Raw genomic sequence first — 22,805 nt, 5'->3', positions numbered from 1 at the left:
GGTGGAAGAACGGCTGAACTATACTGAATGCGGTTCAACGATGAGGAGTCAGGTATGCAGCAGTCGTGGCAGGACGTGGATACTTATCTGGAGCGTTGTTTAGCACATCAGGATGATAATTTGGCGCAAACTTTGGCGCTGAACGCCGAGCGTGGTTTACCGGCGTTTGATGTGTCGCCGCTGCAGGGGCAGTTCCTGACGCTGATGGTGCAAATCAGCGGGGCGCGTCGGGTATTGGAGATTGGTACGCTGGGTGGGTACAGCACCCAATATCTTGCCCGCGGGTTGCCGGAGGACGGCCATGTGGTGACGCTGGAAAAAGAGCCGGCCAACGCGGCGGTGGCTCGGGAGAATCTTCAACGCGCCGGCTTGCTGGAGCGGGTGTCGATTGTGGTGGGTGCCGCAGCGCAGACGCTGCCAACGCTACAGTCTCAGCTGCCGTTCGATCTGACGTTTATCGACGCCGATAAACAAAATAGCCTGCTGTACCTGCAGTGGGCGATCAAGCTGAGCCGCACGGGCAGCGTAATTATCATGGATAATGTGGTGCGAGGAGGAGCTATCGTCGCGGCCCAGCGCGATGTTCATGCCGAAGGCATCCGCCAGGCGCTGGAGGCGGTGCAAAATATGCCGGCATTAAGCGGCACCGTATTTCAGACGGTGGGCGAGAAAGGCTGGGACGGTTTCGCAGTCTTGCGCGTGGAAAAGTGAACACCGCGTAATAACAAGCCGGCCTCAGCGCCGGCTTGTTTATTCGCTAGCCTTTCACCTTATTGCTCAGTTCCTGCAACGAACGTTTTAGCTCATCGATCTGACGATCTTTATTCCTGTTTTCATCCTGCAGCTGTTTTAGCTCCCTTTCATGATTTTTCTGTTGATTGATAAGTTCATCGAGATCCCGCTGCGTATAGTTGGATGTTCGGTAACCGTCATCGCCTTCAAACAGAATTTTTTCGCCGCCTGTGGTGCCTGAGAACCTAGAATCGCGTGGAAAATTATTTGCCGCCATAACGTTGGCAGAAGCCAGCAGAGACAGGCCAAGCGCCGATAAGATAAATACTTTTTTCATTTGAGATCCTTTCGTTTTCGTACTACGTAATCGGAGTCATATTCGGAAGGTAGTATAATCAATGAGTTATATTGTTTTATTGCTGGTTGTCATATAACTGTCATATTTCATACATTTTACTGTCACCAAACTGTCCTATTTTCCCTCCTGCAGCAATACTTACTCTGATGAAAACGATTTGAAATCGATTTTTGATGCCCCTTAGGAGGGATTATGAAACTGATGCGTACCACCGTCGCCAGTATTGTAGCAGCGACTTTCTCCATGGCCTCTGTGTCCGCGTTCGCTGCCGCCAGCCTGACCGGTGCAGGTGCGACATTCCCCGCGCCGGTGTATGCCAAGTGGGCAGATTCCTATCAAAAAGAAACCGGCAACAAAGTTAACTATCAGGGGATCGGTTCCTCCGGCGGCGTGAAGCAGATCGTTGCCAATACCGTTGACTTTGGCGCCTCCGACGCACCGCTGTCCGACGAAAAGCTGGCGGCTGACGGCCTGTTCCAGTTCCCGACCGTGATTGGCGGCGTGGTGCTGGCGGTGAATATTCCCGGTATCAAATCCGGCGACCTGACGCTGGACGGCCAGACGCTGGGTGATATCTACCTGGGTAACATCAAAAAATGGAACGACCCGGCAATCGCCAAACTCAACCCGGGCGTGAAACTGCCGGATCAGAATATCGCCGTGGTGCGCCGCGCTGACGGTTCCGGCACCTCTTTCGTCTTCACCAGCTACCTGGCGAAAGTGAACGCGAAGTGGAAAGAGAAAGTGGGCGCCGGCTCGACGGTAAACTGGCCGACCGGTCTGGGTGGTAAAGGCAACGACGGCATCGCCGCCTTTGTCCAGCGCCTGCCGGGTTCTATCGGCTACGTTGAGTATGCCTACGCCAAACAGAATAACCTGGCGTACACCAAGCTGGTCTCCGCCGACGGCAAGCCGGTCAGCCCGACCGAAGATGCCTTCAGCGCCGCCGCCAAAGGCGCGGACTGGAGCAAAACCTTCGCGCAGGATCTGACCAACCAGAAAGGTGATAACGCCTGGCCGATTACCTCCACCACCTTCATCCTGGTGCACAAGGCGCAGAAGAAGCCTGAGCAGGGCACCGAAGTGCTGAAGTTCTTTGACTGGGCGTACAAGTCAGGCGCTGAGCAGGCCAAAGCGCTGGATTACGCGGTACTGCCTGATGAAGTGATCGAGCAGGTGCGCGCCGCATGGAAAACCAACGTGAAAGACAGCGCCGGTAAGGCTCTGTACTAAACGGCCGAAGCAGCACGCGCCGTTTCTGTAGGGGCCCGGTTCGCCGGGCCCTCCAAGCTTTAAACAGAAGAGTAATTTATGGCTGAGTACAAGCCGACCATCAAAGCGCCGAGCAAAAACGGCGACGTCATCTTCAGTGCGCTGGTTAAGCTGGCTGCGCTGATTACCCTATTGTTGCTGGGCGGCATTATCGTTTCGCTGATTTTTGCCTCCTGGCCAAGCATCCAGAAATTCGGCTTCGCCTTCTTGTGGACCAAAGACTGGGATGCGCCGGCGGAGCAGTTTGGTGCGCTGGTGCCGATTTACGGCACCATTGTTACCTCGCTGATTGCGCTGATTATCGCCGTGCCGGTCAGCTTCGGCATTGCGCTGTTCCTGACCGAGCTGGCGCCGAACTGGCTGAAGCGCCCGCTGGGCGTCGCCATTGAGCTGCTGGCGGCGATCCCGAGCATCGTCTACGGCATGTGGGGGCTGTTCGTCTTCGCCCCGCTGTTTGCCGAATACTTCCAGACGCCGGTGGGCAACGTGCTGTCCGGTATCCCGATCGTCGGCGAACTGTTTGCCGGCCCGGCCTTCGGCATCGGCATTCTGGCCGCCGGGGTGATTCTGGCGATTATGATCATCCCGTATATCGCTGCGGTAATGCGCGACGTGTTCGAACAGACGCCGGTGATGATGAAAGAGTCGGCCTACGGCATCGGCTGCACCACCTGGGAAGTGATCTGGCGTATCGTGCTGCCGTTTACCAAAAACGGCGTGATCGGCGGCGTGATGCTGGGGCTGGGGCGCGCGCTGGGGGAAACCATGGCGGTGACCTTTATTATCGGCAACACCTACCAGCTCGACAGCGCATCGCTGTATATGCCGGGCAACAGCATCACCTCGGCGCTGGCTAACGAGTTCGCCGAGGCGGAATCCGGGCTGCACACCGCGGCGCTGATGGAGCTGGGGCTGATTCTGTTTGTTATCACCTTTATCGTGCTGGCGCTGTCGAAACTGATGATCATGCGTCTGGCCAAGAATGAGGGGCGTTAACATGGCGACGATGGATATGCAAAACCCTGAAGCGGTGGCGGAAACCCGCCGCAAAATGCAGGCCTGGCGCCGGCAGAAGAACCGCATCGCTCTGTTTTTATCAATGGCGACCATGGCGTTCGGCCTGTTCTGGCTGATTTGGATCCTGTTCTCGACCGTCACCAAAGGCGTGGACGGCATGTCGCTGGCGCTGTTTACCGAAATGACGCCGCCGCCGAATACCGCCGGCGGCGGGCTGGCCAACGCCATTGCCGGCAGCGGCCTGCTGATCCTGTGGGCGACCATCTTCGGCACACCGCTCGGCATTCTGGCCGGTATTTATCTGGCGGAATACGGGCGTAAATCCTGGCTGGCGGAAGTGATCCGTTTTATTAACGACATCCTGCTGTCTGCGCCGTCGATTGTGGTTGGCCTGTTCGTCTACACCATCGTGGTGGCGAAGATGGAGCACTTCTCCGGCTGGGCGGGTATCGTCGCGCTGGCGCTGCTGCAGGTGCCGATCGTGATCCGCACCACGGAGAACATGCTCAAGCTGGTGCCGGATACGCTGCGCGAGGCGGCCTATGCGCTCGGCACGCCGAAGTGGCGCATGATTTCCGCCATCACGCTGAAGGCGTCGGTCTCCGGCATTATCACCGGCGTGCTGCTGGCCATCGCGCGTATCGCCGGCGAAACCGCGCCGCTGCTGTTTACGTCGCTGTCGAACCAGTTCTGGAATACTGACCTGATGCAGCCGATCGCCAACCTGCCGGTCACCATCTTCAAGTTCGCCATGAGCCCGTTTGCCGAATGGCAGCAGCTGGCCTGGGCCGGGGTGCTGTTAATCACGCTGTGCGTACTGCTACTGAATATTCTGGCGCGTGTGGTTTTCGCCAAGAAAAAGCATGCATAAAAATTTTACGCGTCGCTGCGGCGGCGCGGTAACAAGAGAGAAGTCTTGATGAGTACAAGTGAACTCGCTTCCAGCAGCAAAATTCAGGTCCGCGATCTGAACTTTTACTACGGCAAATTCCACGCGCTGAAAAACATCACGCTGGATATTGCCAAAAATAAAGTGACCGCGTTTATCGGCCCGTCCGGCTGCGGTAAATCCACCCTGCTGCGTACCTTCAACAAGATGTACCAGCTGTATCCGGAGCAGCGTGCCGAAGGCGGCATCCTGCTGGATGGTCAGAATATTTTGACCGATAACCAGGATATCGCGCTGCTGCGCGCCAAGGTCGGCATGGTGTTCCAGAAGCCGACGCCGTTCCCGATGTCGATTTACGACAACATCGCCTTCGGCGTACGCTTGTTTGAAAAGCTGTCGCGCGCCGATATGGACGAGCGCGTACAGTGGGCGCTGAGCAAGGCGGCGCTGTGGAATGAAACCAAAGACAAGCTGCACCAGAGCGGTTACAGTCTGTCCGGCGGTCAACAGCAGCGTCTGTGCATTGCGCGCGGCATCGCCATTCGCCCGGACGTGCTGCTGCTGGATGAGCCGTGCTCGGCGCTGGATCCGATCTCCACCGGTAAGATTGAAGAGCTGATCAGCGAGCTGAAGTCGGATTACACCGTGGTGATCGTAACGCACAATATGCAGCAGGCGGCGCGCTGTTCCGACTCAACGGCGTTTATGTATCTGGGCGAGCTGGTGGAGTTTAGCGATACTGACACCCTGTTTACTGCGCCGCAGAAGAAACAGACCGAAGATTACATCACTGGTCGTTATGGTTGATTAGGATGCATCATGGATAACCTGAATTTAAACAAGCACATTTCTGGACAGTTCAACGCCGAGCTTGAGCACATCCGCACTCAGGTGCTGACGATGGGCGGGCTGGTGGAACAGCAGCTGACCGACGCCATTACCGCGATGCATAACCAGGACGGCGAGCTGGCCAAGCGGGTGATCGACGGCGATAAAAAGGTCAATATGATGGAGGTGGCGATTGATGAGGCCTGCGTGCGCATCATCGCCAAGCGCCAGCCGACCGCCAGCGATCTGCGCTTGGTGATGGCGATCATCAAGACCATTTCCGAGCTGGAGCGCATTGGCGACGTGGCGGATAAAATCTGCCGCACCGCGCTGGAGAAGTTTTCGCAGCAGCATCAGCCGCTGCTGGTGAGCCTGGAGTCGCTGGGACGCCATACCGTACAGATGCTGCACGACGTGCTGGATGCCTTTGCACGTATGGATCTGGACGAGGCGATACGCATCTACCGCGAAGATAAAAAGGTCGATCAGGAGTATGAAGGCATCGTCCGCCAGCTGATGACCTATATGATGGAAGATTCGCGCACCATTCCCAGCGTGCTGACCGCGCTGTTCTGCGCCCGTTCGATTGAGCGCATCGGCGACCGCTGCCAGAATATCTGCGAATTTATCTTCTACTTCGTCAAGGGGCAGGATTTCCGCCACCTGGGCGGGGATGCGCTGGATGAGCTACTGGCGGACGGCAAAAAGCCCGAGGAAGATGACGAAAGCGAATAACTTTCTGAACGTTTAAAAGGCGCACACTGTGCGCCTTTTTTTATACCTGCCGAGCCAGATAAAAATAACCCCCGCCAAATAAATAATATTTATTTTATATATTTCTTGGTTTCTGATTTCGTAAAAAAAATAATCGACACCATGGAATGGTGTCGATTAATATCGCCATGAACACTACGGTGGTGTTAATTGACTGACGCTATCTTATCTTCATTGGAAATATAAAATACAAATAAAAAAGGAATTTGTATGGGTATTTTTAATTATAAAGGCTTGAGCGATGCTGAATCGCAGGAATTATTCTCCGATGCATTAGCCATGACTATGTATAGCTACCATAATCTGGATGATGGCTTAGCCTACGGTTATCAACATTATGGTTTTAACCTGGGGTTGCCGCTCACGCTGCTCACCGCGCTGGTCGGCAATTCCCAGTCGCAGGGCATTGTGCCGGGGTTGCCGTGGAACCCCAATTCCGAACAGCAGGCGCTGGATAAGATCAATGCCGCCGGCTGGCAGGTGATTAGCGCTGAACAGCTGGGGTACCAGGGTAAAACCGATAAGCTGGGCACGTATTATGGCGAATCCTGGAAGTACAAAACCTCCCAGGCGGAAGTGCTGGGCAAATACGACAGCGAGGGGAAATTAATCGGCCTGGGCGTCGCGTTTCGCGGCACCAGCGGCCCGCGTGAAACGCTGATTACCGACACCATTGGCGATGCGATCCACGATCTGGTTGCCGGCCTGGGGCCGGCCTCGTTCTCGAACAATTTCGCGTTGAACGCCTTCGGTCGTTTACTGGCCGACGTGGCCAAGTTTGCCGCGGCAAACGGCCTGAGCGGCGAGGATGTGACGATCACCGGCCATAGCCTTGGCGGTCTGGCGACCAATAGTCTGGCCTTTTTAAGTGAAGACTATTGGGGCGGCTTTTATTCAAACTCAAAATATCTGGCTTTTGCTTCGCCGACTCAGCATGAGGGCGATGGTAAGGTGCTGAATATTGGCTATGAAAACGACCCGGTATTTCGCGTGCTCGACGGCACGAGTTTTAATTGGTCGACGCTGGGGGTTCATGATAAACCGCATGAATCAGCGACCAATAATATTGTTAATTTTAACGATTATTACGCGTCGAAATTCTGGGGGATGCTGCCGTCATCAATATTAAATCTGCCCAGCTGGATCTCGCATATGCCGTTCGCCTACGGTGACGGACTGTCGCGCATCGTTAATTCTGAGTTTTATTCGTTTATGGATCGGGATTCCACGGTGGTTGTTTCTACGCTGTCCGATGTGATGCGCGGTAAAACCTGGGTGGAAGATCTGAATCTTGCGGCGCAAAAACATACCGGCACGACCTTTATTATCGGGACGGATAAGAACGATATGATCGGCGGCGGCAAGGGGAATGATTACCTGGAAGGTGGGGGCGGCAATGATACCTTCCGCGACGGCGGCGGGTTTAACTATATCTCCGGTGGTGAAGGGCATGACACCCTGATTCTGCAACAGGGAATCGCCAAGACGCAGGTGGCTTATGACGGGGAAAACCTCTATCTGCGCGACAGCACCGGCGCCATTACCATCGCCAACAGCGTAGAGACGTTGCGCAGTCAGAGCAGCGGCGTATTCGGCAGCAAGAAGCATGTTGATTATCTGGTAAAAGATGACGGGCTGATGGTGGGCAATGTCCATGTTGATTACACCCGGCACGGCATCGGCAGCGAAGCGGACGATGTTCTGCAGGCGGCCGGCAACCAGCGCTGGCTGTTCGGGCTTGACGGTGATGACACCCTGCTGGGCAGCAGCAGTGGTAACCTGACGTTCGTCGGCGGCAGAGGCAATGATGTGATGCACAGCGCCGGCCAGAACAATACCTTCCTGTTTGAAGGCGAGTTTGGTCAGGATCAGGTGATTGATTTTGGTCAGAGCGACAGGCTGGTGTTCTTTACGCCGCAGGATAAGGGCGGTGATTTCCGTCAGTATGCGACGCAGCAAAACGACGATGTGGTGTTTAACTTCGGCGATAATCAGGTCACGCTGGTGGGCGTTTCTCTGGATTATCTCAGCAACAGCCAGATCGTGCTGGTATAACGCCATAATCCGGCGTGCGGGCGTGGCATCAAAGGCGCCATGCCCGTTTATAGACTCAATGGCCATAAAGATAAAATGGTTATAAATATAGCGATTTATATTATTTCCAGCCCTAAATGGCGGCTGCTAGCTTAGCTGACAACAGGACATCAACCACTTAGGAGCCTTTATGAAACCGCGCGTTTTAGCATTCACTCTGCTCGCCAGCCTGAGCGGCCTGGCCGTCGGGACCGCCCAGGCGGATAAGCTGGATGATATTATACAGGCCGGCGTGGTGCGCGTTGCCGTGTTCGACAGTAACCCGCCGTTCGGCTATATCGACCCGCAGAGCAAAAAACTGGTGGGCTATGACGTGGACGTTGCCGAGGCTATCGGCAAGGCGCTGGGCGTGAAGGTTGAACTGCGCGCCACCAACCCGGCTAACCGTATTCCGCTGCTGGCATCGAAAAAGGTGGATTTGATCGCCGCTAACTTCACCATTACCGATGAGCGCGCGAAAGCGGTGAATTTCAGCGTGCCCTATTTCGCCACCGGGCAGAAGTTTATCGCCCGCAAAGGCGTACTGAAAACGCCGGATGACATTAAAACGCTGCGTATCGGCGCCGATAAAGGCACGGTGCAGGAGATCACGCTGCGCGAGCGCTATCCGACGGCGAAGGTGATCTCTTACGACGATACGCCGCTGGCCTTTGTTGCTCTGCGCAATGGCAATGTACAGGCGATCACCCAGGATGACGCCAAGCTGGTGGGGCTGCTCGGCAACCTGACGCCGGCGCAAAAGGCCGACTTTGAAATTTCACCGTTCAGCATCACCAAAGAGTATCAGGGGATCGGCATTCCCAAAGGGGAAACGCGCCTGACGACGACCATCAATGACACCTTGATCAAGCTGGAGCAGGACGGCGAAGCGGTGAAAATTTATAACCGCTGGTTCGGCCCGGACAGCAAATCGGCCCAGCCGCGCGGCGAGTTTAAAATTGCGCCGCTGGATCGGCAGCCTAAAGCCTGACGTACGGCGCATCCGTTGTTTCTGTCAAAGGTGCGGCATGCCGCGCCTTTGGCGCATACTCAGCCCAGAGGATAACCATGAATTTGCCACCCATCGAGGACTGGCTGCTGGCGCCGCAGTATTTACACTGGCTGTGGCAGGGTTTTTTGCTGACGCTGTGGCTGTCTGCCTGCGCCGGAACGGCGGCGACGCTGTTGGGGTTTGTGCTGGCGGCCCTGCGCGACAGCGGGCTGGCGCCGTTACGCTGGTTGGTCACGGGGTACTGTTCACTGTTTCGTAATACGCCGTTGCTGGTGCAGCTGTTTTTCTGGTACTTCGCCGCCGGGCAGCTTCTGCCCGCCAATGCCATGCAGTGGCTGAATATGCCGCATCAGCTCGGCTGGCTGACGTGGCCCTCTTTTGAATTCCTCGCCGGTTTTGTCGGCCTGACGCTCTATTCCGGTGCGTTTATTGCCGAAGAGATCCGCGCCGGCATTCGCGGCGTCGCCGCGGGACAGAAGCAGGCGGCCAGCGCGCTGGGGTTGGGCCGCTGGCAGGCGATGCGCTATGTGGTACTGCCGCAGGCGCTGAATATCGCGTTGCCTCCTCTGCTGGGCCAGTATATGAATCTTATCAAGAACTCCTCGCTGACGATGGCGATTGGCGTTGCCGAGCTGTCCTATACCTCACGTCAGGTGGAGACCGAAACGCTGCGTACCTTCCAGGCGTTTGGCGTGGCGACGCTGCTGTATATTGCCGTTATTGCGCTGCTGGAGGGCTGGGGACTGTGGCGCCAGCAGCGACGGCTGCAGAGGGGGCATTAAGATGGATTTTCGCGTTATTCACGACAATCTGGGCTACCTGTTATGGGGAGCCTGGCCGGATGGCGAACTGGGCGGCGCGGCCCTGACGCTGGCGCTCAGCTTGATGGCCGGCGTCGCTTCGGCGTTGATCGGCATCGTTCTGGGAACCCTGCTGGCGATGTCGCGCGGCGTCGCCGCCGGATTGCTGGCCGCCGTGCTGGGGTTCTTCCGCGCGATTCCGGTGATTATGCTGATCTTCTGGGCCTACTTCCTGCTGCCCATGGTGTTCGGCGTCGAGATCCCGGCAATCACCACCGTGGTATGCGCGCTGGCGCTGATTGCGGGCGCCTATCTGGCGCATGCGGTAAAAGCCGGGATCCTGGCAATTGCGCCCGGCCAGTGGCAGGCGGGGCTGTCGCTGGGCCTGACGCGCTGGCAAACGCTGCGGCTGATCGTCCTGCCGCAGGCGCTGCGCATGATGACGCCGTCGTTTATCAACCAGTGGATCGCGCTGATTAAAGATACCTCGCTGGCTTATATCGTTGGCGTGGGCGAGCTGACGTTTCTGGCAACCCAGGTGAATAATCGCAGCATGGTTTACCCGATGGAGATCTTTCTGTTTGTGGCGCTGGTTTACTTTGTGCTGTGCCTGGCGCTCGATCTGCTGGCCAACGCGCTGGGTAAGCGCTTCAGCCCGCAAAGCAAAGCGCCGCGGCGCTTCTGGCATTGGCGGCGCAAGCCGGCCGTCGCAGCCGGCTAGCGGGTCAGCTGCCAGCCGCGCTGTTTCCACAGCGCCGGCAGTTGCGTCAGCGCATCGAACGTGGTCACCAGCGGGTGATCGATCGGCGGATTATGCGGATCGGCGCAGAAGTAAAAGACCGGAATGCCGGCGGCGATGCCCGCCTGCGCACCCGCCGGGGAATCATCCACCATGATGCAGCGTTCCAGCGGCACGTTCATCTGCTGCGCCGCGTGGTAGATCACCGCCGGGTCCGGCTTCCAGCGTTGCAGATCGTAGCCGCTGTACAATCGGTCATCAAAATAGCCTAGCATGCCGGTCAGGCCAAGCGAGTGCTGCATCTTGCTGACCGGCCCGTTGGAGACGGTGCAGACCGGAACGGTGATCTGCGCCAGCAGTTCGCGCGCGCCGGCAATTTCCTGCAGCTCGCTGTCGAACAGCCGCGCCACTTCCTGACGGAACAGCGGTTCCAGCACGTCCCTGGCCAGCGTGACGCCATGCTCGGCGTTCACCCGATCGATAATCTCATACAGCTTGATGCCTTTGTATTTCTTGAATACCTCTTCCAGGGACAGCGTGATGCCGTGCTGGGCGAACATATGCACATAGGCCATGCTGCACAGCACTTCGCTGTCCACCAGCGTACCGTCACAGTCAAATAGGATGCAGTCAATCTGGGTCATCGTTGTTATATCCTTATCGGGAAGCAATGCTGCCACTTTAACCGAAGCGGTACGCTATCGGCGAATAAATCAACGGATTAGCGATTCTCTGCGCGCTGAGGACGGAAAAAAACCGCCGAACGACGTCAAATTGCCGAATTTTTGTTATAGGATAGCCCGCAGACCGTTCTGTTCCCTTCTTCGGAATTCTTGATAATGACCAAACCAGTAACCGGCCTTGTTGCTGAACAAGGCTTGCTTGGGCGCGTGTTTAAGCTCAGGCAACATGACACCACGGTGCGTACGGAAACGATTGCCGGCTTCACCACGTTCTTGACCATGGTGTATATCGTGTTCGTTAACCCGCAGATATTGGGCGCGGCAGGGATGGATACGCAGGCGGTATTTGTCACCACCTGCCTGATCGCCGCGTTCGGCAGCATTTTGATGGGCCTGCTTGCCAACCTGCCGGTGGCGCTGGCGCCGGCGATGGGACTGAACGCTTTCTTCGCCTTTGTGGTGGTCGGCGCGATGGGCATCTCATGGCAGGTGGGCATGGGCGCCATCTTCTGGGGCGCGGTCGGCCTGCTGCTGCTGACCATTTTCCGTATTCGCTATTGGATGATCGGCAATATTCCGTTGAGCCTGCGCGTCGGCATTACCAGCGGCATCGGCCTGTTTATCGCCATGATGGGGCTGAAAAACGCCGGCATCGTGGTGGGCAATGCCGATACGCTGGTTACCGTCGGCAACCTGACTTCCCACAGCGTGCTGTTGGGGGCGCTGGGCTTCTTTATTATCGCCATTCTGGCTTCGCGCAATATCCATGCGGCGGTGCTGGTGTCGATTGTCGTTACCACCCTGATAGGCTGGGCGCTGGGGGATGTGCAGTACGGCGGCGTGTTCTCTATGCCGCCGAGCGTCACTTCCGTCGTTGGCCAGGTCGATCTGGCCGGCGCGCTGAATATTGGCCTGGCCGGGGTGATCTTCTCCTTTATGCTGGTTAACCTGTTCGACTCCTCCGGCACCCTGATCGGTGTGACCGACAAAGCCGGCCTGGCCGATGAAAAAGGCAAGTTCCCGCGGATGAAGCAGGCGTTGTACGTTGACAGCATCAGTTCGGTAGCCGGCTCCTTTGTCGGTACGTCGTCCGTGACCGCCTATATTGAAAGCAGCTCCGGCGTTTCCGTCGGCGGCCGCACCGGTTTGACCGCGGTGGTGACCGGCATTTTGTTCCTGCTGGTGATTTTCCTGTCGCCGCTGGCGGGGATGGTGCCGTCGTATGCGGCGGCGGGCGCGCTGATTTACGTTGGGGTGCTGATGACCTCAAGCCTGGCGCGCGTTACCTGGAGCGATCTGACCGAAGCGGTGCCGGCCTTTGTGACGGCGGTGATGATGCCGTTTAGCTTCTCGATCACCGAAGGCATCGCACTGGGCTTTATTGCTTACTGCGTGATGAAGCTGGGCACCGGGCGCTGGCGTGAAATCAGCCCTTGCGTGCTGGTGGTGGCGCTGCTGTTTATCCTGAAAATCGTCTTTGTTGACGGTCATTGATCGTTAATCCGACGGGCCAGGCGCCGCTGGCCCGTCGGATTACTCTTGCTATTCAGCGCTTGGCGTCTTGCCGAGCATCCACTCCAGCGGTTGTGCAAAGCGGGCGAGCCAGCTCTGTTTAGCGCTTTCCGGCTGTTCAAAGTGCAGTACCTGCACCTGATTTTTTGCGCCGAAAAGTTCGGAAAAATCTAATGCTATTGCTTGGGTACTAAATTTTTGTCGGTTGTAGTAAGCAATGACGATGCGCTTATTGCCGGCCAGGCTCTGAGTTGCCGGTTTGATCGCCCCCACCGGCGCCACCAGCAGGCCGCCTGAGTAACACTGAGGATATTTCGCCAGCAGATTGGCGGCGTGCAGAGCGCCCTGACCGCGGCCAAAAAGATAAACCGCCTGAGGGTTCAGCCCGAGCTGCGGCGTCAAGTCGTGCAGGGTGCGCTGCACCATATTGTGGGTGCTTTCATCGCTGTAGTTTGACCAGCGGAAGCTGTTTTCCGACAGCATCTGCGTGCCATTCAGCTCGATATAGGCAACGCCCATGGCGCCGAACATCAGCTTCTCCTCGGCGCTGATGTTGGCCTGTTTGCCGTAGGCGTGCAGGAACACCACCGTTGGCCAGCCGCCGGCCGGCGGTTCGCCCTGCGGCAGCGTATAGCTGGCTTTGCCTTCATGCCGCTGCGCACGCTGCTGATAGCGGGCTTTGGTTTGCGCCAGGATGGACTGGTAGGTTTTGCCGTGCTGAATGGCGTTAAAGGCATCCTCTTCCAGCAAGTTGTAGTAATACCACAGGCCGCGTTTGGCGCTGAGCTGCAGATAGCGTTCCGCCAGTTCAGTTTGCCCTTTTTCGGCAGAAGAGACGGCAAGCTGATAAGGCGCCCAGATGCTGTGTTCATCTTCACGCATCAGCGTCAGGTAGAGCGACATTGCCTCTGTTTTCTGATCTTCTTTACTGTGTGCCGAACGGGGCAGTTTGTTATGCAGCGGGCTGTCTGTCGGGAGTTCAACCGGTTCTTCTCCCGCAGGGTAATGCATTTCTGTGGCGTTGACAGGACTGGTGTTAAAAGCCGTTAATAAGGCTAAAATTAAAAAATACATGATTATATTATTGATAGGTAAAAATATTTTGGCATATCCATTCCATTATTGGCGTCTTCTGTGCTTTGTTTTTGAAGACGCCAAAAAGGAAGCCTTATCGCAACTGGGCGATATAATCGCGGAATGCGGCTAACTGGCTGCGCAGAAAATCCAGCGTAGCCTGATCGGTCAGCTCTCCCGCCTGCTCATCCACTTTATTTTGAATCACGCCGCCCATAAATTCGGGCCGGTTCATCACCATCGCATCCAGGAACACCATGATCTGCCGCAGGTGATACTGACAACGCGCACCGCCGATCGGCCCCATGGAACTGGTTTGGATCGCCAAGGGTTTACCGGCCAGCGGCTGGTTCGGCAGGCGTGAAATCCAGTCAATGGCGTTTTTCAGGCCGCCGGGTACAGAGTAGTTATATTCCGGCGTAACGATAATGACGCCGTCGGCCTGGCGAATTTTCTCGGCAATGGTTTCAACCGTGGCGGGAAATCCTTCTTCCTGCTGCAGGTCGGCGTCATAAAGCGGGATATCGCGAATGGAGGGTAAGGCTTCGATAACCATGCCTGGCGGCGCCAGTTTGGGCAGCGTATTGGCTACGATGGCGTTGTAAGAGCCTTTACGCAGGCTGCCTAGTAGGGTCACGATCTTTAATGCTTGGTCTGACATGATGATACCTCCCTGACTAATGAACAGATTCAGCTTAGAACAACCGTTAAATAGTATGGCAAATAACCGAGGGTTAACAGTGAGATTTTGTCGTATCTACGCTTTTCTTGCGGTAAAACAAGAAAAAATGGTGAGGGGAATGTGTGTTTTTGCTTGCTTCGTCCTGTTTTTTCTTTCAGTCCGCTATTTTTGTGATAATTGTTTAAGCTGGTCAACTTGATGAAACGTAGGGACTTTACCTGCGATTGCGCGGCAATTTCACCGCTTTTTTCCAGCCCGAACTGCGGGACAAACTGCCAGCATGGCAGCCGCTTCAGCGGCGGTTCGCGCGCGACCAGCGTTGGTCATCGTCTTTCTTCTGTGTGATGTGGCCGATAAGACGTGGCGCATCATGGTGCGCCACGTCGCCGGGCCATTACGGCGTGTAATGCACCGCCGGTAATGCCGTCGGGTCAATTGCCGCGCGCAGTTGGTGTAACGATGCAGACCAGGGGCACAGTACGCCAACCGGTGACGGCCGGCAGCCAGGGCGGCTGAGGTCGGTTTTTAACGGCGGGGTCCGGGCGTCCAGCGGCGTCAGACGACGAATTTGATCGAGCGACTGTGCCTGAAAGTAGGTGCGCAGAAAGCGTTGACCGCTCTGTTTATCGCGCCAGCGCTCAAACACCAGACTGCCGGCCGGCGGAATATTTCCGCGCGGGTACCGATCCTGCTGCCAGCTGAAGCCCAGCAGGGTGCGCAGATAGGCGATATTGGTGTCATGCGCGACGAACAACAGCCAGCGCGCCGGCGGCGGGGCATCAGCCGATGCACGATCGGAGGCTAAAGCCTGCGTTATTTGATTCAGCAATACCGAACCGCCGCGCCGGGCGATATAGGGTACGTCATTGGTAAAATCGTAGCGGGCGGTGAGCAAGGGTAGCAGAGGCGCAATCGCCGACGCGCTGCCGCCGTGGCCGAAGGCCACCTGCGCGGCGGGCAGGTTCTCGCTGTATGCCAGGCGAATGCTTTCCGCCATATTAGACAGGGTGCCAAGGCCGGTGATGCTGAAGCGGCCGTCCTCTTTGCGTTCGATGCGCCAGGGTTGCTCAAAGGCCGGGCAGGGCTTGTTCGGCTGGCAGACGGCGGCCTGCAGGCGAGCAATGTCACGGCTGAGGCGCTGCTGAGCCTGCTCCGGGCTGCCGCCCATCGCCTGCTGGATCGCCGCCCGGGCTTTTTCCGCGTCCAGCGGCGTCAGCCCCATTTTATCCGCCTGAAATAACGGATCCTGCTTGTCGCTGACCGCATGGATCGCCACGCCGCAGCCGGGAAATGCCCCATCCATCAGCGCCTGAGCGGTGGCGCGGGTACGTTGCAGCGGGCTGGCCCAGACGTACACCGCGCCGGGAGCCGGGCAGCCGCGCTCAAGCAGCCCTTGACGCCGATAATATTCGGCCTCGTAACGCCCTTTCAGCACGGCGGCCGCGTAGCCGTGGCCGGTGAGCTCGCCGTCGCGGGTGGTCCATTGCGGCCAGGCGCGATCGGTACCGTCCTGCATCGCCTGCCGGTTGCCGGGCGTCGGCGGCCTGACGCCATGACGGCTGACCTCCACCACTTTTTCCAGCACATAGTGTGATTCCGCCTGACTGGCGCAGGAGGCCGCGCCCAGCACAACGGCAAATAACAGGCGTGACCATCCCTTTTGCGAAAGCAACATGACTTATTCCTCGCTATTTTTAATTAAGGTTAATCTATTTATTTAATTTTATGAACGGGATATTTGCGTTTGCCGATGTATTGTCTGGCGGTGAGCAACAATGCCGGCGGTAATAAATGTCAGCGCAGCGGAAAATAAACCGGCGCCGATCCAAAACAGCGATAAGGTGTCAAAATTATACAGCGTTTTACCTGCTTCAATCACCGAGGTGCGATCGATAATCACGCCGGTAATACATTCACCCAGTCCGGCGCCGGCATAGCTGGCAATACCGATGGTGCCGAGCGCGGCGCCGGCCGCTTTCTTCGAAGAGATATCCACCGCGATTAAGCCGCCGAGAAAACAGGTCAGAGCGCCAATCGTCGCGCCGAAGATAATCATCGACAGCACGTCGGTGTAGTCGTTACGCGGAAACCACACCATCAAGGCGAAGCCGGCGGTATTTAACAGGCCGATTGCCCCCGCCATGATGCTGCGGTTACGCGGGAAGATACGATCGGACAGGATACCGGCGATAATGGTGCCGGCGATGCCGGCAATGGCGTTGACGCCGATAATGCCGGAGGCTTCCAGCGTGGTGTAGTGCTTGGCCTGCTGTAAAAAGAAAATGCCCCAGGAGTTGACCGCGTAACGGTCGATATACATAAAGGCCGAGGCCAGCGCCAGCGTCCACAGCGCCGGGTTGCGCAGCGACCACAGCTGGTTTTTCAGCACCGTTCCCTTATCTTCCGACAGGGCTTCCGGTTCGTTGCGGATCACGCCAATCGGCGGATAGCCGGCGCTTTGTGGCGAGTCGCACATAAACAGTAAAATTAACACCACGCCCACGACGCCGAGCATCGCCGTGGTGAAATAGCCAAAATGCCAGCCAAAGGCGGCGATCACCGCGGCGATGGCCATATAGGTCACCGCTTCGCCAATATTGTGCGCCGTGGACCAGATGGCGTAGAAGGTCCCGCGCTCTTTATTGCCGTACCAGCGCGCCAGCGATACGGCGCACGGGCCGACGCCCATGGACTGCGCCCAGCCGTTGATGCCCCAAAACAGCGTCAGCAGCAGCGCGTTGGTGGTCATGCCCATCATAACGTTCATCCCGGCGCTCAACAGCAGCCCCAGGCTCATAAAACGCACGACGTTGGCATGGTCGGCCAGGAACCCGTTCACCAGCTTGCCGATGGCGTAGCAGAAAAACAGGGCGGAACCGATCATACCCAATTCGCCGGGGGTGATGCCGATGTCGACCAGGGCGCTTTTCGCCACGGTGAACGACAGCCGGCAAACGTAAAACATCACGTAAGCCGCCGTCATCGCCAGAAAGGTGCGGCCGCGCAGGAGGCGGAATTTTTTCTCATTCAGCGGGCCATGGGAAGGCGTGGCCGGCGCCGCTTTAAAATAAGCGAAGATACCAGACATAATTTCACTCCATAAGGCGGATTAGCAAAATACACGCCGATTAAGCGCTCTGCGGTTATTCCGTTGGCAGAGAAATTTGTCCTTAACTATTTTAATCTGTAGGGCACATAATCTGAATAAATTGCCTTTCCATTTATTTTTTCGAGCAAGCGGTTATTTAACCTGTTGCTGAATTAATTCACGCAGCTGGGAATAAATCTCCGCGTTGGCCATTAACGCCACGTTGCCTTTCTGTAATCCCCGATCGGCCAGGAAATCATTGGTGACGCCGCCGGCTTCCTGCACCAGCAGCATGCCGGGCAGGCTGTCCCAGGCGTTCATATGTGGCTCGTAATAGCCGATTAATCGGCCGGCGGCGACCTGAGCGGTCATCAGCGCACCGGAACCGCTGCGGATAAACATGCCGCCGGCGTGCAACAGGCGGCTGACAAACGGCACAAACTCTTCCGGCGTCACGCGGTGCGAGGTGCCGACCCCCATCACGCCATCGCGCAGTGAACGGCCCGGATGCACGCTGATGGACGCATGATTGAGAAAGGCGCCGCCGCCGCGCCGGGCGTGGAACATTTCCTGATGGTTGGGATCGTAAACCACGCCGATAACCGGATCGCCGTCGAAGATCACGCCGATCGAGACGCACCAGGTATGTAATCCGTTGAGAAAACAGGCGGTGCCGTCGATCGGATCCACCACCCAGGTGTAGGGCGCGGTGCCGTGGCCGCCGCCGCTCTCTTCCCCGAGAAAGTCGTCCTGAGGAAAGCGCTGGGCGATCAGACGACGCGTCAGCGCTTCCACTTCCCGATCGGCCTGGCTGACCACGTCCTGCAGGTCGCCGCCTTTGTGCTCAACGGCCAGCTGCTGGCGCCGCTGGTAAAAATCGTACGCCAGCCTGCCGGCCTGTTGCGCAACGTCGCAGGCAAAGCGGTAGCGCGCTGCGATATCCTGTTCAGATGTTGATGCCATTTTCCCTCCGCTGCATTTGCACACGTGTGCAATTAGAATGATAACACGGTGTTGTTACGAGATTGCTACAGGATAATGGCGAAAGTGAAAAGTTTATTCCGTGATCGTTCGCGCATAAAACATAATTTTCGTTTTATGCCGATCCTCGCACGATAAGCTCGACGGGGACGCTTTTGCGCACCGCCGGCTGATTGAAGTGGCGGATGCGGCTGACCAACAGGTCTACTGCGGTACGCGCCAGCATTTCCGTATCCTGACGCAGGGTGGTCAGCTGATAGGCGGAAAAATCTGCCTGTGGGATATCGTCGAAACCGATAATCGGCAGCGTGCGTGCGGGGTGATGACGGCGTATAAAATCCATGGCGCCAATGGCCAGCATATCGGTGGCGCAAAACAGGGCGTCTAGCTGCGGCCGTTGCGTCAACAGCGTGGCTGCCGCCTCCCAGCCGGCCTGGTAACCCCCTTGCGGGCAGATCGCGCTGGTGACCGTCAACTGTTGCTCGCTGAGCCGGCGGGTGAACGCCTGTTGCCGCTGATGGCTGCTGAAGGAGGCGTCTTCGCCGATAAACCCCGGATGTTTTACCCCATGCTGCATCAAGCGCTGCGCGGCCTGCTGCGCGCCGTCGCTGTTATCGCTGCATACCTGATCGGCGCCGTCCAGCTCCGCCTGGCGGTTGATCAGCGTCACCGGGATTTTGCGCGCCAGGTATGCTTCCGCCAGCGACAGCGGCGGGGCGCCGGAGGTCAGGATCACGCCTGCGACGTGGTAACTTAACAGCTCGCGCAGCTGCGGCTCCAGCTGCTGAGGGTCATCGGCATTGATCAGCAGCGGCATAAACCCCTGTAAGGTCAGGTGGTGCGTCAGCGGCGCCAGCAGTTTACTGCGGAAAGGGTTGTCAAAGCCGGCGGTGACCAGGCCGATGAAGTTACTGCTGCCGGTAATCATCGAACGGGCGATGATATTGACCTGATAACCCAGCTCGGCGGCGGCCGCTTCTACCCGCTGGCGCGTTTTTTCAGAGACGGAAGCGCCGGGGGTGAAGGTGCGTGAAACGGCGGAGCGTGAAACGCCCGCCAGGCGCGCAACGTCGCTGGCGGTAACCCAACTGTTTTTTGCATCACTCATGACTGCCGTTTCCCGCTGGTTGGCGCGGCGTTGTTGCCTCGCGCTGATTATTTCCCGATACAGAAGCTGGAGAAGATGCGCCCCAGCAGGTCGTCGGAGGTAAATTCGCCGGTGATTTCGCTCAGCGCCAGCTGCGCCTGCCGCAGTTCTTCCGCCAATAGCTCACCCGCGTAAGCGCTCACTAACTGTTCCTTGCCCTGCAGCAGGTGCTGTGCCGCCAGTTCCAGCGCCTGCAGATGGCGGCGGCGGGCCAGGAAGCCGCCTTCCATATTGCTGGTGAAGCCCATGCTTTGCTTCAGGTGGTCGCGCAGCACCTCGATACCGTCGCCGGTTCGCGCCGACAGGCGAATAAGTGAGTGACCATTCACTTCCGTTATGCCCTGCGATTCGCCGGTGATGTCTGCCTTGTTGCGCACCACGGTGATCGGCAGTTTGCCGGGCAGGCGCGCCATAAATTCCGGCCAGATCTCGGCGGGTTCGGTGGCGCCGGTGGTGGTGCCGTCCACCATAAACAGCACCCGATCCGCCTGTTCAATCTCGCTCCAGGCGCGTTCGATGCCGATACGTTCCACCTCATCGCTGGCCTCACGCAGGCCGGCGGTGTCGATGATGTGCAGCGGCATGCCGTCGATATGGATATGTTCGCGCAGCACGTCGCGGGTGGTGCCGGCGATATCGGTGACGATGGCCGCTTCACGACCGGCTAACGCATTGAGCAGGCTGGATTTTCCTGCATTTGGCCGGCCGGCGATCACCACCTTCATGCCCTCGCGCAGCAGGCTGCCCTGACGCGCTTCGCCGCGTACTTCGTCAAGGTCGCCGATCACCGCGTTCAGCTGGGCTTCGATTTTGCCGTCAGAAAGGAAGTCGATTTCCTCATCCGGGAAGTCGATCGCAGCCTCCACATAGATTCGCAGGTGAGTAAGTGCTTCCACAAGCTGGTGGATACGGCTGGAAAAAGCGCCCTGCAGCGAGTTCATCGCCGAGCGCGCCGCCTGCTCGGAGCTGGCGTCGATCAGGTCGGCAATCGCCTCCGCCTGCGCCAGATCGAGCTTATCGTTCAGGAAGGCGCGCTCGGAGAATTCGCCGGGCTGCGCAATACGCACGCCGGGCAGCGCCAGGACGCGCTTAAGCAGCAAATCAAGGATCACCGGGCCGCCGTGGCCCTGCAGCTCCAGCACGTCTTCGCCGGTAAATGAATTCGGCCCCGGGAACCACAGCGCAATGCCCTGATCGAGGGTAGCGCCGTCGGCGTCGCGGAACGGCAGATAGTCGGCGTAACGCGGCTTTGGCAGCTTGCCGAGCAGCGTCTGGGCGACCTCGGCAGCTTTCTGGCCGGAGATACGCAGAATGCCGACGCCGCCGCGTCCCGGCGGGGTGGCTTGGGCGACGATGGTATCGGTGGTATTCATAGCCTTTATCCTTCAACGGGCAGCTGCGCTGCTAAAAACCTGTTGTTCATCATATCAGATACAAAAAGGCGGTCTCGCGACCGCCTTTTGGGATGACTGCAAACGTTCGGCAACCGAACGCCTACAATACGCTTATGTCTTTTTCTTGTCGCGGCTGTGCAGGCCGCGTTTTTCCAGGCCGCGATAAATCAGCTGCTGCTGGATGATGGTCACCAGGTTACTGACGATGTAGTACAGCACCAGACCGGACGGGAACCACAGGAAGAACACGGTGAAGATCACCGGCATGAAGGTCATGATCTTCTGCTGCATCGGGTCGGTCACGGTGGTCGGCGACATCTTCTGGATGAAGAACATCGTCACGCCCATCAGGATTGGCAGGATGTAGTACGGGTCCTGCGCCGACAGGTCATGGATCCACAGCGCGAACGGCGCGTGACGCAGTTCTACCGAGCCCATCAGCATGTAGTACAACGCCAGGAAGATTGGCATCTGAATCAGCAGAGGCAGGCAGCCGCCCAGCGGGTTCACTTTCTCCGCCTTGTACAGCGCCATCATTTCCTGACTCATACGCTGCTTGTCTTCGCCGATACGTTCACGCATCGCCTGCAGTTTTGGCTGCAACATGCGCATTTTCGCCATCGAGGTGTACTGCGCTTTGGTCAGCGGGTACATGATGCCGCGCACGATAAAGGTGATGACGATGATCGAGAAGCCCCAGTTGCCAATAAAGCTGTGCAGGAACTTCAGCAGCTTGAACAGCGGTTGGGAGATGAACCACAGCCAGCCGTAATCCACCGTCAGGTCGAGATGCGGCGCCAGTTCAGCCATTTGGTCCTGCAGTTCCGGGCCAACCCACAGCGTCGAGTTCAGCTGCTGTTGTGCGCCGGCCTGCACCACTACCGGCGTAGACTTGAAGCCGATGGCCGACTGGTCATTGCCCAGCTTGGCGGTATAGAAGGTGTTGGTACCCTGCGTAGCCGGCACCCAGGCGGTAGCGAAGTACTGCTGCAGCATGGCAACCCAGCCGCCCTGCGTGGAGACGCTCAGATTCTCGTCTTTATCAAACGCGTATTTTTCGTACTTGGTGTCGCTGGTGGAGTACGCCGCGCCGCGGAAGGTGTGCAGCGCAAAGTTGCTGCTGCCGGTGTCGCGGTGCTTAGGCAGTTCGGTGGTCTGCTTCAACTGGCCGAACAGGGTCAGCTCCAGCGGGGTTGAGCCTTTGTTGTCGATGTTGTAATCGACGCCGACCGCATAGTGGTTGCGCTTCAGGACAAAGGTCTTGGTATAGACGGCGCCGTCTTTGCCGGTAAAGGTCAGCGGAATGCGCAGCTCGTCCTGACCGTCGGCCAGGGTATAGCTGTCCTGTGCGCTCTGATACAGAGGACGCTCGCCGTTGGCCGGGTTATCCGGGCCGTTTTTGCCGGTCAGGCCGCTTTGCGCCTGATAAACAAATGACGGTGTGGTTTCTAGCAGCTGGAATGGAGTCGATGAACCCAGGGTATCCGGGTAAGCCAACAGTTTAGCCTGCTCGATATCGCCACCGCGGGTGTTGATAGTCAGCGACAGCACGTCGGTATTAACGGTAATCAGTTTACCTTGGCCGCTGGCGGGTACGCCTGAGCTTGTGGCATCACCGGTTGCGGAATTCGTGGTCTGCGTCGTGGTCTGCGCGGCTGGTTGCGGAGCGTGGTCCGTCTGCCAGGCCTGCCAGATCATGAAAGACACGAACAGCAAAGCGATGAGAAGAAGATTGCGTTGCGAATCCATC

21 protein-coding genes are annotated in these 22,805 nt (G+C 57.6%); 11 read left to right on the top strand and 10 right to left on the bottom strand.

Features of this window, described 5'->3' with window-relative positions; translation table 11 throughout:
• Positions 1-54: 54 nt before the first annotated feature.
• Positions 55-711 carry an O-methyltransferase gene (locus HF675_RS23550; protein ID WP_105233146.1) on the top strand — a complete coding sequence of 219 codons (657 nt, stop codon included), beginning with the start codon at positions 55-57 and terminating at the stop codon, positions 709-711.
• 46 nt (positions 712-757) lie between these two features.
• Here the strand turns inward: HF675_RS23550 and HF675_RS23545 are convergent, their stop codons facing one another.
• Positions 758-1,069, bottom strand: coding sequence for a hypothetical protein (locus HF675_RS23545; protein WP_105233147.1), 312 nt, complete (start codon positions 1,067-1,069; stop codon positions 758-760).
• Positions 1,070-1,282: 213 nt separating this feature from the next.
• Here HF675_RS23545 and pstS point away from each other — a divergent pair, with 213 nt between their 5' ends.
• From pstS to HF675_RS23500, 9 genes are all read left to right on the top strand, one after another.
• The gene (gene pstS, locus HF675_RS23540; RefSeq protein ID WP_105233148.1) at positions 1,283-2,323 is read left to right on the top strand and encodes a phosphate ABC transporter substrate-binding protein PstS; all 1,041 of its coding nucleotides are present in this window, start codon (positions 1,283-1,285) and stop codon (positions 2,321-2,323) included.
• Positions 2,324-2,401: 78 nt separating this feature from the next.
• Positions 2,402-3,358 carry a phosphate ABC transporter permease PstC gene (gene pstC / locus HF675_RS23535; RefSeq protein WP_105233149.1) on the top strand — a complete coding sequence of 319 codons (957 nt, stop codon included), beginning with the start codon at positions 2,402-2,404 and terminating at the stop codon, positions 3,356-3,358.
• Position 3,359: 1 nt separating this feature from the next.
• Entirely contained in the window at positions 3,360-4,250 is an 891-nt protein-coding gene (gene pstA, locus HF675_RS23530) for a phosphate ABC transporter permease PstA (protein ID WP_105233150.1), read from the top strand.
• A gap of 48 nt (positions 4,251-4,298) precedes the next feature.
• Entirely contained in the window at positions 4,299-5,075 is a 777-nt protein-coding gene (pstB, locus tag HF675_RS23525; RefSeq protein WP_105233151.1) for a phosphate ABC transporter ATP-binding protein PstB, read from the top strand.
• Between the two features lie 12 nt (positions 5,076-5,087).
• Entirely contained in the window at positions 5,088-5,831 is a 744-nt protein-coding gene (phoU, locus tag HF675_RS23520) for a phosphate signaling complex protein PhoU (RefSeq protein ID WP_105233152.1), read from the top strand.
• A gap of 249 nt (positions 5,832-6,080) precedes the next feature.
• Complete coding sequence (locus tag HF675_RS23515) at positions 6,081-7,925, top strand: polyurethanase (RefSeq protein WP_111737992.1); 1,845 nt, start codon at positions 6,081-6,083, stop codon at positions 7,923-7,925.
• A gap of 169 nt (positions 7,926-8,094) precedes the next feature.
• Complete coding sequence (locus tag HF675_RS23510) at positions 8,095-8,934, top strand: ABC transporter substrate-binding protein (RefSeq protein ID WP_187043862.1); 840 nt, start codon at positions 8,095-8,097, stop codon at positions 8,932-8,934.
• A gap of 77 nt (positions 8,935-9,011) precedes the next feature.
• Positions 9,012-9,737, top strand: a complete 726-nt coding sequence (locus tag HF675_RS23505; protein ID WP_105233155.1) for an amino acid ABC transporter permease — start codon at positions 9,012-9,014, stop codon at positions 9,735-9,737.
• A gap of 1 nt (position 9,738) precedes the next feature.
• A complete protein-coding gene (locus HF675_RS23500) occupies positions 9,739-10,476 on the top strand; it encodes an amino acid ABC transporter permease (RefSeq protein WP_105233156.1) in 738 nt (245 codons plus the stop codon).
• On the opposite strand, the gene yieH is transcribed toward HF675_RS23500, so the two are convergent.
• Positions 10,473-11,138: a 6-phosphogluconate phosphatase gene (gene yieH, locus HF675_RS23495; RefSeq protein ID WP_105233157.1), complete on the bottom strand. Its 666-nt coding sequence runs from the start codon at positions 11,136-11,138 to the stop codon at positions 10,473-10,475. The two genes, HF675_RS23500 and yieH, sit on opposite strands and share 4 nt — an antisense overlap.
• 195 nt (positions 11,139-11,333) lie before the next feature.
• Here yieH and HF675_RS23490 point away from each other — a divergent pair, with 195 nt between their 5' ends.
• Positions 11,334-12,671 carry an NCS2 family permease gene (locus tag HF675_RS23490; protein ID WP_105233158.1) on the top strand — a complete coding sequence of 446 codons (1,338 nt, stop codon included), beginning with the start codon at positions 11,334-11,336 and terminating at the stop codon, positions 12,669-12,671.
• A gap of 48 nt (positions 12,672-12,719) precedes the next feature.
• Here the strand turns inward: HF675_RS23490 and HF675_RS23485 are convergent, their stop codons facing one another.
• The 8 genes from HF675_RS23485 to yidC all read right to left on the bottom strand — a co-directional run bounded on the left by HF675_RS23485 (position 12,720) and on the right by yidC (position 22,804).
• A complete protein-coding gene (locus HF675_RS23485) occupies positions 12,720-13,763 on the bottom strand; it encodes a hypothetical protein (RefSeq protein WP_105233159.1) in 1,044 nt (347 codons plus the stop codon).
• Between the two features lie 94 nt (positions 13,764-13,857).
• Positions 13,858-14,424 carry an NADPH-dependent FMN reductase gene (locus HF675_RS23480; RefSeq protein WP_105233160.1) on the bottom strand — a complete coding sequence of 189 codons (567 nt, stop codon included), beginning with the start codon at positions 14,422-14,424 and terminating at the stop codon, positions 13,858-13,860.
• A gap of 415 nt (positions 14,425-14,839) precedes the next feature.
• On the bottom strand, positions 14,840-16,120 hold the full coding sequence (locus tag HF675_RS23475; protein ID WP_105233161.1) for a histidine-type phosphatase: 1,281 nt from the start codon (positions 16,118-16,120) through the stop codon (positions 14,840-14,842).
• A gap of 48 nt (positions 16,121-16,168) precedes the next feature.
• A complete protein-coding gene (locus HF675_RS23470) occupies positions 16,169-17,533 on the bottom strand; it encodes an MFS transporter (RefSeq protein WP_105233162.1) in 1,365 nt (454 codons plus the stop codon).
• Positions 17,534-17,686: 153 nt separating this feature from the next.
• Positions 17,687-18,496 (bottom strand): inositol monophosphatase family protein, encoded by an 810-nt coding sequence (locus HF675_RS23465; RefSeq protein WP_111737994.1) that lies wholly within the window; start codon positions 18,494-18,496, stop codon positions 17,687-17,689.
• 133 nt (positions 18,497-18,629) lie between these two features.
• Complete coding sequence (locus HF675_RS23460) at positions 18,630-19,622, bottom strand: LacI family DNA-binding transcriptional regulator (RefSeq protein WP_111737995.1); 993 nt, start codon at positions 19,620-19,622, stop codon at positions 18,630-18,632.
• Positions 19,623-19,669: 47 nt separating this feature from the next.
• Complete coding sequence (gene mnmE / locus HF675_RS23455; protein WP_105233165.1) at positions 19,670-21,034, bottom strand: tRNA uridine-5-carboxymethylaminomethyl(34) synthesis GTPase MnmE; 1,365 nt, start codon at positions 21,032-21,034, stop codon at positions 19,670-19,672.
• Positions 21,035-21,166: 132 nt separating this feature from the next.
• Positions 21,167-22,804 carry a membrane protein insertase YidC gene (gene yidC, locus HF675_RS23450; protein ID WP_105233166.1) on the bottom strand — a complete coding sequence of 546 codons (1,638 nt, stop codon included), beginning with the start codon at positions 22,802-22,804 and terminating at the stop codon, positions 21,167-21,169.
• Between the last annotated feature and the right edge of the window lies 1 nt (position 22,805).

It is taken from the genome of Serratia sp. JUb9, from assembly GCF_014298095.1.
GTDB classification, from domain to species: Bacteria; Pseudomonadota; Gammaproteobacteria; order Enterobacterales; family Enterobacteriaceae; genus Serratia_B; species Serratia_B rhizosphaerae.
Note: the sequence above shows the minus strand (reverse complement) of the source record. Positions and strands in the feature narration are given on the sequence as shown.

Bases quoted from the DNA above. Each gene is read 5' to 3' on its own strand.
- HF675_RS23460 (WP_111737995.1), bottom strand. From the start codon at position 19,622: ATGAGTGATGCAAAAAACAGTTGGGTTACCGCCAGCGACGTTGCGCGC.
- pstC (WP_105233149.1), top strand. From the start codon at position 2,402: ATGGCTGAGTACAAGCCGACCATCAAAGCGCCGAGCAAAAACGGCGAC.
- HF675_RS23475 (WP_105233161.1), bottom strand. From the start codon at position 16,120: ATGTTGCTTTCGCAAAAGGGATGGTCACGCCTGTTATTTGCCGTTGTG.
- HF675_RS23545 (WP_105233147.1), bottom strand. From the start codon at position 1,069: ATGAAAAAAGTATTTATCTTATCGGCGCTTGGCCTGTCTCTGCTGGCT.
- HF675_RS23480 (WP_105233160.1), bottom strand. From the start codon at position 14,424: ATGTCAGACCAAGCATTAAAGATCGTGACCCTACTAGGCAGCCTGCGT.
- yidC (WP_105233166.1), bottom strand. From the start codon at position 22,804: ATGGATTCGCAACGCAATCTTCTTCTCATCGCTTTGCTGTTCGTGTCT.
- HF675_RS23510 (WP_187043862.1), top strand. From the start codon at position 8,095: ATGAAACCGCGCGTTTTAGCATTCACTCTGCTCGCCAGCCTGAGCGGC.
- HF675_RS23505 (WP_105233155.1), top strand. From the start codon at position 9,012: ATGAATTTGCCACCCATCGAGGACTGGCTGCTGGCGCCGCAGTATTTA.
- yieH (WP_105233157.1), bottom strand. From the start codon at position 11,138: ATGACCCAGATTGACTGCATCCTATTTGACTGTGACGGTACGCTGGTG.
- HF675_RS23515 (WP_111737992.1), top strand. From the start codon at position 6,081: ATGGGTATTTTTAATTATAAAGGCTTGAGCGATGCTGAATCGCAGGAA.
- HF675_RS23490 (WP_105233158.1), top strand. From the start codon at position 11,334: ATGACCAAACCAGTAACCGGCCTTGTTGCTGAACAAGGCTTGCTTGGG.
- HF675_RS23500 (WP_105233156.1), top strand. From the start codon at position 9,739: ATGGATTTTCGCGTTATTCACGACAATCTGGGCTACCTGTTATGGGGA.
- pstA (WP_105233150.1), top strand. From the start codon at position 3,360: ATGGCGACGATGGATATGCAAAACCCTGAAGCGGTGGCGGAAACCCGC.
- pstB (WP_105233151.1), top strand. From the start codon at position 4,299: ATGAGTACAAGTGAACTCGCTTCCAGCAGCAAAATTCAGGTCCGCGAT.
- pstS (WP_105233148.1), top strand. From the start codon at position 1,283: ATGAAACTGATGCGTACCACCGTCGCCAGTATTGTAGCAGCGACTTTC.
- HF675_RS23470 (WP_105233162.1), bottom strand. From the start codon at position 17,533: ATGTCTGGTATCTTCGCTTATTTTAAAGCGGCGCCGGCCACGCCTTCC.
- HF675_RS23485 (WP_105233159.1), bottom strand. From the start codon at position 13,763: ATGTATTTTTTAATTTTAGCCTTATTAACGGCTTTTAACACCAGTCCT.
- mnmE (WP_105233165.1), bottom strand. From the start codon at position 21,034: ATGAATACCACCGATACCATCGTCGCCCAAGCCACCCCGCCGGGACGC.
- HF675_RS23550 (WP_105233146.1), top strand. From the start codon at position 55: ATGCAGCAGTCGTGGCAGGACGTGGATACTTATCTGGAGCGTTGTTTA.
- HF675_RS23465 (WP_111737994.1), bottom strand. From the start codon at position 18,496: ATGGCATCAACATCTGAACAGGATATCGCAGCGCGCTACCGCTTTGCC.
- phoU (WP_105233152.1), top strand. From the start codon at position 5,088: ATGGATAACCTGAATTTAAACAAGCACATTTCTGGACAGTTCAACGCC.